Here is a 7,457-nt window from a genome sequence, read left to right on the forward strand (position 1 = left end):
TCCTTCGGGAGCCGGATGGCGCCGAGCACCTTGGCCTTCTCGGCGACGAGCGCGTCCGCGTCGAAGGAGGCGGGCTCCTCCATCGCGGTGAGCGCCATCAGCTGCAGGAGGTGGCCGACCGTCATGCCGAAGTACTCCTTGACCAGCCAGAAGCCGGCGTCGTTCACGTGGGACAGGAACACCGAGCCCGCGCCGATGGCGAGCACGAGCAGCGCGGCCTGGGTGGGCTCCAGTCCCGCGGCCAGGGGCGCCATGATGCCCGCGGCGGTGATCGTCGCGACGGTCGCCGAGCCGGTGGCGATGCGGATGAGTGCAGCCACGAGCCAGCCGGCCAGCAGCGGGGTGATCCCGGCGTCGGCGATGCCGGAGGCGATGACGTCGCCGACGCCCGTGTCCACGAGCGTCTGCTTGAAGCCGCCGCCCGCGCCCACGATGAGCAGGATGCCGGCGATCGGCGCGAACGAGGAGCCGACGAGGTCGCCGAGCTGCTGCCGCGTGCGTCCGACGGCGGTGCCGAAGGCGAACAGCGCGAACAGCGACGTGATGAGCAGCGCCACGAGCGGCTCGCCGAGGAACTCCAGCACGGTGCCGTAGCCCGTCCCGGTGGTTCCCGCGATCTCGACGACGGAACGCGCGAGCATCAGGATCACGGGGAGCAGCACGACCAGGACCGAGATGCCGAACGACGGCTTGCGCAGCGTGGTGGTGCCGGCATCGGTCGCCGTCGCGGTGGCCGTCGCGTTCCCGGAGGTGCCGGACGACGGCGCGCCGCCGGTGCCGCCCGCGCCCGTGCCGCCCGCGGCGGCGTCGGACATGCCCAGCACGGTGGTGGGCGGGTCCAGCTTGACCCAGCGCGTGAGCGGGATGGCGAGCAGCGGCCCGGCGATGATCACCGTCGGGATCGCGACCAGCAGGCCGAGGCCGAGCGTGAGGCCCAGGTTGGCGCCGAGCGCGTCGATGGCGAGCAGCGGACCGGGGTGCGGCGGCACCAGGCCGTGCAGTGCGGAGAGCCCGGCGAGCGCCGGGATGCCGACCAGGACCGGGTTGGCGCGCATGCGGCGCGCCACGATCATCACGACCGGGATCAGCAGGACGACGCCGACCTCGAAGAACAGCGGGATGCCGACGACGAACGCGATGAGCGCCATGGCCCACGGCAGCCGCTTGGTCGGCGTCTTGTCGAGGATCGTGTCGACGATCCGGTCGGCGCCGCCCGAGTCGATGAGCAGCTTGCCGATGATCGCGCCGAGCGCGATGAGCACGCCGACGCCGGCGACGGTGGACCCGAGGCCCGCCGTGAAGCTGGTGAACGTGTCCGTGAGGCCCACCCCGGCCACGATCGCGAGCACGCCCGAACCGAGCACGAGCGCGAGGAATGGGTGCATCTTGAGCCAGACGATGAGTCCGACGATGACGACGATGCCGATGAGCGCGGCGAGGACGAGCTGCGGGGTCGAGGCGGTCGGTGCGGTGTCCGCCGCGGCGGAGACGGCGAGAGCAGGTCCGTTGAGGGCAGGGAGGGCGAGGGCAGGGAGGGTGAGAGCGGTGTCGAGCATCAGGCGGCGTCCTCTCCCAGCAGGTGCAGGATCTCGTCGACGATCTGGTCCGGGCGCGGCGTGACGTCCACGGAGAACCCGGGCTCGTCGTCGGCCAGCGGCTCCAGCGCGGCGAGCTGGCTGTCGAGCATCTCGGGCTTCATGAAGTGCCCGGCGCGCCCCTGGATCCGGGTGCGCAGCAGGTCGTACGAGCCGGTGAGGTGCACGAACTGCACGCTGCCGTTCGTGTCACTGCCGTTCGTGTCCCGGCCCGCCGTCTCCAGCAGGTCGCGGTAGCTGCGGCGCAGGGCGCTGCACGGGACCACCGCGCTGCGTCCCTCGTTCAGCTCCTTGGCGAACCAGTCGCGGATGCCGCGCAGCCAGGGCCAGCGGTCGTCGTCGTCCAGGGGGTGGCCGGCGGCCATCTTGGCGACGTTCTCGGGCGAGTGGAAGTCGTCGCCCTCGGCGAACGACGCGCCGAGGCGCCCGGCGAGCAGGGCCGCGACGGTGGTCTTGCCCGAGCCGGCCACGCCCATCACGACGATGGCACGGGGTGCGGGATCGGTCCCGGCGGGCCCTGACGGGCCGCCGCTTGTCTCGGTCGAGAACATCGCTGTCTCGGTGACGTCTGTGTCCATGCACCTATCTTCACCCATTGATGACACCATTAGCACGTGATTCATGTCACCAATGGTGTGACCAATCCGCCGTCGTCGACGGCGCCCGAGCTCGGCCCGAGCCGGTCCCAACTATTCTTGGAGGATGCCCCCCGTGCTGCACAGCCCCGTCCTCGACGCACTGGGCCGCCGCATCACCGCTGGTGAGCTGCCGGCTGGCGCCGCGCTGACGCTCGACGGGATCGGCAGCGAGTTCGGGGTGTCCCGCACGGTCGCGCGCGAGGCGATGCGCCTGCTCGAAGGCCTCGGCCTGGTCCGGTCCGGTCCGCGCGTGGGCATCGTCGTGCTGCCCCACGCGTCCTGGAACGTGCTCGACCCCCGGGTCATCGCGTGGCGCCTGGACGGCCCGGGCCGCACGTCCCAGCTCCGTTCGCTCACCGAGCTGCGCCAGGCCGTCGAGCCGCGGGCGGCAGCCGGGGCGGCCCGCGGCGCGACGGCGGCGGTGCGCGACGAGCTGGTCGCCACCGCCAGCCAGATGCGCAAGCTCGGCGAGGCGGGCGAGGGCGACGGACCGGAGTTCCTCGCGCTCGACATCCGCATGCACGAGCTCGTCATGCGCTCCAGCGGCAACGAGCTGTTCACGGCGCTCGCCGACGTCGTCGCCGTCGTGATCTCCGGGCGCATCCACCTCGGCCTCATGCCCGCCTATCCCGTGCCGGAGGCGCTCGATGCCCACGAGGCGGTGGCCCGGGCCGTCGCCGCGGGCGACGCCGAGGCCGCCGAGGAGGCGATGGCGCGCATCGTGCGCGAGGTGCGCGGCGCGCTCGACGACGGCTCGGCGTCCGCGCACCCCGCTCAGGCCTGACCGCCGAACCAGCTCTCCTGTGCGGCGTCCAGGCCCGCGCCGGCGTCCCAGTCCTTGAGGGGCTCGGAGAACTCCCACTGGTAGCCGAAGGGGTCGACGCACTCGAACACGCGGTCGCCCCAGGCCTCGTCGGCCGGCTCCGACGTGATGGTGCAGCCGGACGCCCGGCAGTAGTCGTAGCTCGCGGCCAGGTCGTCCACGCCCAGGCCGACGGCCACGCCGAGCCCGCGCGGGCCCTGCTGGGTGAGCCGTTCGCGCTCGCTGTCGGGGAACGGCATGCCGACCAGGGCGTCCACGATCAGCTGCACCTCGCCGCGCGCGAGGATCGTCATCACCGGACCGCCGTCGGGGCCGGGGATCGAGCCCACCTCCTCGAAGCCGAAGCCCCGGTAGAGCTTCGCCGCCGCGACGACGTCGTCCACCCGCAGACCCACCCGGAATGCTGCTGCTACCACTGGTGCCTCCTTGATCGTGTTGCCGCGATCGTTTTGCCGCGACCGTGCTGCCGCCGGAGCGCCTGTCGCTCCATTTGGGTACAGCGTACGCAAACTATAGTCGATGCCGACGCGCCGTGCGGGTGACATGCAGCGCGGGTGACGTGCCGCGCGGGTGACGTGCCGCGCGGGTGACGTGCAGCAGCGACGAGCCGGAGGAGGCGACGCATGGCAGAGGCAGGCGACGAGCGGGACCGGGTGCGGACCCTGGACCTGCTGTGGGGCACACGGGTGCCCTCCGGGCTCGGCCGCAAGCCCGGGCTGGGCCTCGACCAGATCGTCGCGGCGGGCGTGGCGGCCGCGGACGACGGGGGCCTGGACAGCCTCTCGATGCGGCGCGTCGCCGACCGCCTGGGTGTGGGCGCGATGTCGCTCTACCGGCACGTGCGGGACAAGGCGGAGCTGCTCGACCTCATGGTCGACCGGGTGCTCGCCGAGGTGCGCTACGACGACGTGGACTGGCTCGGCGACGCCGGCGGCGTGGGCGTGGCCGGCGGGGCGGACGGCGCCGGCGGCGCGGGGGAGGTGGGCCGGGCGGCAAGCGCGGACGCCGCGGGCGACGCGGACGGTGCCGGCGGCGCCGGCGACGGCTACGCCTGGCGCTCGCGGCTGGAGCGGGTCGCGCACGAGAACCGGGCGCTCTTCGAGCGGCACCCGTGGCTCCTGGCCCGGTTCGAGAGCCGACCGCCGCTCGGGCCGGGAACGATCGCCAAGTACGACGCCGAGCTGCGCGCCGTCGACGGGATCGGGCTGTCCGACGTCGAGATGGACCTCGTGCTGACCCTGGTGCTGGGTTACGCCCGCGATGCCACGGCCGGTCTGCTCGCCTGGCGGTCGCTCCCCGAGCGCTCCGGCCAGGACGACGCGCAGTGGTGGGCCGTGCATGCGCCCCACATGGAGCGGGTCCTGGGGGACCGGTACGCGCTGGCCGTGCGCGTCGGCACCGCCGCGACCAGCCAGTACGGCGGCCTGCACGACGCCGAGCGGGCCTGGGAGTTCGGCCTGTCGCGGGTCCTGGACGGGGTCGAGTCGTTCGTTCGGCGAGCCCGCTCGTAGACCGCCGGCCGCGCGGGGCTGGTCGCAGACGGCGTGCTGGTCGCAGGCGGGGCGCTGGTCCTAGGCGGGGCGAGGAATGGCCCTAGATCGCGGCCAGCAGCGGCAGCCGGACGGCGGGCGGCAGCGGCGCGACGTCGGGCCGGGCGCTGATCGACTGGATCTGCAGCGCCGCGAACCGGCGGGAGGCGGCGACCGCGGCCTTGCGGGACGTGGCCCGGATGCCGGAGTTCGCCATGATCAGCATGATCAGGTCGTCGAGCACGAAGTCGCGGCGCAGGCCGCCGGAGTCCTTCGCGCGCTGGATCAGCTCCGCCAGCGACTGCAGGGTGTGCGTGCGCTCGCGGGCGAAGTCGAGGGCCTTCGGGAACGCCGTGACGAACGCGGCGGTGAAGCCGCGGTCCAGGGCGTGCATCACGCAGACCTCCTCGATCACTGCGCCGAGCCCGTGCCACGGGTCTGGGTCGGCCAGGCCCTGCTCGACGATTCGCGAGCAGGTCGCCATCTGCTCGCCGAACGCCTCGGTGACCAGTGCCTCCTTGGTCGGGAAGCGCCGGTACAGCGTCGCGGGCCCGACGCCGGCGCGCCGTGCGAGCTCCCGCATCGGGACGTCGATGCCGTGCTCCGCGAACGTCGCACGCGCCACCTGGAGGATGCGCTCGCGGTTGTCCCGCGCGTCGGACCGCAGCTCGCGTTCCGGGTAGGGCTCCAGGGCCTCGGGCGGCGCGGTCTCAAGGTGCTCGTTCATGACCTGGCGTTCGTTCATGACCTGGCGCTCGTTCACGACCTGGCGCTCGCTCATGACTCGACTCTCATTTCGCCGAAACGGACGGGGTGTTCCACTCGCGCGAAACATCATCGCACCCTGGCTGGCCGGGCTCCCGCCGTCGGGCTCGTGCTTTGAGCTCCCGCCACGCGTTGCTGCCGCTGGCTCGCGGCGGGTACGCGGCTCCGGTCCCGGAAAACACCTCGCGGGGAGCCCTCGTCCTTGCGACACTCCTGCGATGCGGATCAGCAGGGTGCAGCCGGACGGGCTGCACGCGACGCCGGGTTATCACCACGTGACGATCGTCGAGGCGGGCCGGACCGCTCATCTGGCGGGCCAGTGTCCGCTCGACGCGTCCGGTGCCCTCGTCGGGGCCGACGACCCGCTGGCGCAGGCGGACCAGGTCGCCGCCAACGCCCTGGCGGCGCTCGCCGCCGTCGGCGCCGCGCCGCAGGACGTCGTCCGCTCCGTCGTCTACGTCGCGAGCGACGACCGCGCCGTGCTCTCGGCGGTCTGGCACCGGTTGGACGCCGGGCCGCTCGCCGCGGCGTTCACCACCGCGAGCACCCTCCTGGGCGTCACGGTGCTCGGCTTCGCCGGCCAGCTCGTCGAGGTCGACCTGACGGCGGCGCTCCCCGACTGACCCGGCCGACCAGCCCCGGCTGACCAACCCCGCCGACCATCCCCGGACGGGCACCCCGCGAATGACCATGCATCTGCTGCCAGGTCCGGCATCAGGCTGGCAGCAGATGCATGGTCAAACGGGTCGGGGCGACGCCGCCCGGCAGGCCCGGCCCGGCCGGGCGTCAGTTCTGCAGCAGCACCTTGATCGCCCGGCGCTCGTCCATGGCGCGGTAGGCCTCCGCGACCTCCGACAGCGGGAGGGTCAGGTCGAAGACCTTGCCCGGGTCGATCTCGCGCTTCCACACCAGGTCCAGCAGGTGCGGCAGGTAGGCGCGGACGGGCGCGACGCCGCCGTGGATGCCCTTGTTGCCCCAGAACAGCGTGTCGGTGGGCAGGTCGCCGTGCGGCACGCCGACCAGGCCGATCATGCCGCCCGGCCGCACCAGCTCGACCGACTGGGCCCGGGCCTCGGCGGTGCCGACGCACTCCAGGACCGCGTCCGCGCCGATGCCCTCGGTCAGCTCCAGCACCTTGGCGAGGCCCTCCTCGCCGCGTTCGGCGATGATGTGCGTCGCGCCGAACTCCTGCGCCACCTTCTGGCGGGACTCGTGCCGGCTCATGGCGATGATCGTGGTGGCGCCGAGCTGGGCCGCGGCCAGGACGCCGCTCAGCCCGACGGCGCCGTCGCCCACCACCACGACGCTCGACCCCGGCCCGACCCCGGCCGAGACAGCCGCGTGCCAGCCGGTGCACATCACGTCCGACAGGCTCAGCAGGCTCGGGATCAGGTCGGCGTCCGGCTCGCCTGGGGTGGCGAGCAGGGTGCCGTCCGCGTTCGGGATGCGGATCTTCTCGGCCTGGCAGCCGTCGTAGCCGCCCCCGTGCAGGCAGTTGGCCTGCATGCCCTTGCGGCACACCGCGCAGGTGTTGTCGCTGTGCAGGAACCCGCCGACCACGAAGTCGCCGGGCTTGACGGTGGTGACGTCGGCGCCGACCTGCTCGACGACGCCGACGTACTCGTGGCCGATCGGCGTGGGCCGCTTGACCTCGGAGATCCCGCGGTAGCGCCACAGGTCCGAGCCGCACACGCAGGCGGCGACGGTCCGGATGACGGCGTCAGTGGGTTCGACGACGACGGGGTCCGTCCGCTCCTCGAAGCGGACGTCCCCGGCTCCATGAATGATTGCTCCTCGCATGCCCCCATTCAACACGCGCCGCGGGGATGAGGGAGTGTCTGTCGTTACCTCCCGGCCCGCCGCGCCGTCGTCGGGCCGGGAGGCGCGTCGGGCCGGGAGGCGACCGCCCGGGCGCGTCGCGGGTCAGCCGCGCGCGGCGCGGATGGCGTCGGCCAGCGGGGTGGCGGGGCGGCCCAGGAGGCGGTCCAGGTCGTCGCTGTCGGTCTGCAGGTCGCCGGCCGCGATCGACGCGTCGATCCCGGCGACGCAGCCCGCGGTCCCGGCGTCGCGGCCCGCCAGCTGGAGGTCGGCGGCGAAGGCCACGACC

The 7,457-nt window shown here is 73.3% G+C and carries 8 protein-coding genes and 1 pseudogene; 3 read left to right on the top strand and 6 right to left on the bottom strand.

Annotated elements, in window-relative coordinates; genetic code table 11:
- Together ACFWEJ_RS25090 and ACFWEJ_RS25095 are read right to left on the bottom strand one after the other, a co-directional pair.
- The coding region (locus tag ACFWEJ_RS25090; protein ID WP_377231899.1) for an SLC13 family permease at nt 1-1,556 on the bottom strand (1,556 nt) is incomplete at its 3' end.
- Nucleotides 1,556-2,146, bottom strand: coding sequence for a gluconokinase (locus ACFWEJ_RS25095; RefSeq protein ID WP_377231906.1), 591 nt, complete (start codon nt 2,144-2,146; stop codon nt 1,556-1,558). The genes ACFWEJ_RS25090 and ACFWEJ_RS25095, both read right to left, overlap by 1 nt.
- Before the next feature lie 151 nt (nt 2,147-2,297).
- Between ACFWEJ_RS25095 and ACFWEJ_RS25100 the strand changes: the two genes are divergently transcribed.
- Nucleotides 2,298-3,017 carry a FadR/GntR family transcriptional regulator gene (locus tag ACFWEJ_RS25100; RefSeq protein ID WP_377231900.1) on the top strand — a complete coding sequence of 240 codons (720 nt, stop codon included), beginning with the start codon at nt 2,298-2,300 and terminating at the stop codon, nt 3,015-3,017.
- On the opposite strand, the gene ACFWEJ_RS25105 is transcribed toward ACFWEJ_RS25100, so the two are convergent.
- Nucleotides 3,008-3,472 (bottom strand): VOC family protein, encoded by a 465-nt coding sequence (locus ACFWEJ_RS25105; RefSeq protein ID WP_377231901.1) that lies wholly within the window; start codon nt 3,470-3,472, stop codon nt 3,008-3,010. The genes ACFWEJ_RS25100 and ACFWEJ_RS25105 overlap by 10 nt on opposite strands.
- A gap of 207 nt (nt 3,473-3,679) precedes the next feature.
- Between ACFWEJ_RS25105 and ACFWEJ_RS25110 the strand changes: the two genes are divergently transcribed.
- The gene (locus tag ACFWEJ_RS25110; RefSeq protein WP_377231902.1) at nt 3,680-4,567 is read left to right on the top strand and encodes a TetR/AcrR family transcriptional regulator; all 888 of its coding nucleotides are present in this window, start codon (nt 3,680-3,682) and stop codon (nt 4,565-4,567) included.
- An 82-nt stretch (nt 4,568-4,649) separates the two neighbouring features.
- Here the strand turns inward: ACFWEJ_RS25110 and ACFWEJ_RS25115 are convergent, their stop codons facing one another.
- A complete protein-coding gene (locus ACFWEJ_RS25115; protein ID WP_377231903.1) occupies nt 4,650-5,366 on the bottom strand; it encodes a TetR/AcrR family transcriptional regulator in 717 nt (238 codons plus the stop codon).
- A gap of 202 nt (nt 5,367-5,568) precedes the next feature.
- Here ACFWEJ_RS25115 and ACFWEJ_RS25120 point away from each other — a divergent pair, with 202 nt between their 5' ends.
- A complete protein-coding gene (locus tag ACFWEJ_RS25120) occupies nt 5,569-5,973 on the top strand; it encodes a RidA family protein (protein WP_377231904.1) in 405 nt (134 codons plus the stop codon).
- A 163-nt stretch (nt 5,974-6,136) separates the two neighbouring features.
- Here the strand turns inward: ACFWEJ_RS25120 and ACFWEJ_RS25125 are convergent, their stop codons facing one another.
- The gene (locus tag ACFWEJ_RS25125) at nt 6,137-7,150 is read right to left on the bottom strand and encodes a zinc-dependent alcohol dehydrogenase family protein (protein WP_377231905.1); all 1,014 of its coding nucleotides are present in this window, start codon (nt 7,148-7,150) and stop codon (nt 6,137-6,139) included.
- 123 nt (nt 7,151-7,273) lie between these two features.
- Nucleotides 7,274-7,457: pseudogene (locus ACFWEJ_RS25130) on the bottom strand (NAD(P)-dependent oxidoreductase); the annotation flags it as partial.

This window comes from Promicromonospora sp. NPDC060204 (assembly GCF_042728455.1).
In the GTDB taxonomy this organism is placed as follows: domain Bacteria; phylum Actinomycetota; class Actinomycetes; order Actinomycetales; family Cellulomonadaceae; genus Promicromonospora.

What these genes read in the sequence shown, in the direction of transcription:
- ACFWEJ_RS25110 (WP_377231902.1), top strand. Translation starts at nt 3,680, where the DNA reads ATGGCAGAGGCAGGCGACGAGCGGGACCGGGTGCGGACCCTGGACCTG.
- ACFWEJ_RS25120 (WP_377231904.1), top strand. Translation starts at nt 5,569, where the DNA reads ATGCGGATCAGCAGGGTGCAGCCGGACGGGCTGCACGCGACGCCGGGT.
- ACFWEJ_RS25125 (WP_377231905.1), bottom strand. Translation starts at nt 7,150, where the DNA reads ATGCGAGGAGCAATCATTCATGGAGCCGGGGACGTCCGCTTCGAGGAG.
- ACFWEJ_RS25095 (WP_377231906.1), bottom strand. Translation starts at nt 2,146, where the DNA reads ATGTTCTCGACCGAGACAAGCGGCGGCCCGTCAGGGCCCGCCGGGACC.
- ACFWEJ_RS25115 (WP_377231903.1), bottom strand. Translation starts at nt 5,366, where the DNA reads ATGAGCGAGCGCCAGGTCGTGAACGAGCGCCAGGTCATGAACGAACGC.
- ACFWEJ_RS25100 (WP_377231900.1), top strand. Translation starts at nt 2,298, where the DNA reads ATGCCCCCCGTGCTGCACAGCCCCGTCCTCGACGCACTGGGCCGCCGC.